The organism is Paraburkholderia sp. SIMBA_053 (assembly GCF_046534895.1).
In the GTDB taxonomy this organism is placed as follows: domain Bacteria; phylum Pseudomonadota; class Gammaproteobacteria; order Burkholderiales; family Burkholderiaceae; genus Paraburkholderia; species Paraburkholderia caledonica.
On the sequence record NZ_JAWRXU010000503.1, the window covers coordinates 1 to 280 of the forward strand.

1 protein-coding gene is annotated in these 280 nt (G+C 63.9%); it reads left to right on the top strand.

The genetic code is table 11. The features are described 5' to 3' along the window. Positions 1-62: 62 nt before the first annotated feature. The coding region (locus SB753_RS36625) for a hydroxyisourate hydrolase (protein ID WP_410805019.1) at positions 63-280 on the top strand (218 nt) is incomplete at its 3' end.

The window sequence follows — 280 nt, forward strand, 5'->3', positions numbered from 1 at the left end:
GCCGCAACGTATCTGGATCGGGCTGCCGCCGAAACCTCGCAAACACACAAGGAAAACTGCGAATGGGAAAGCTCACTACCCATGTGCTCGACACCGCGAACGGCCGTCCCGGCGCGGGCATCAAGGTCGAACTCTTCGCGCTTTCGGGCGACACGCGCCGCGCGCTGAAAACCACCCTCACCAATGACGACGGCCGCTGCGACGAACCGCTGCTGCAAGGCGACGCGCTGGTTCCGGGCGAGTACGAACTCGTGTTCGCCGCGGGCGATTACTTTGCGTC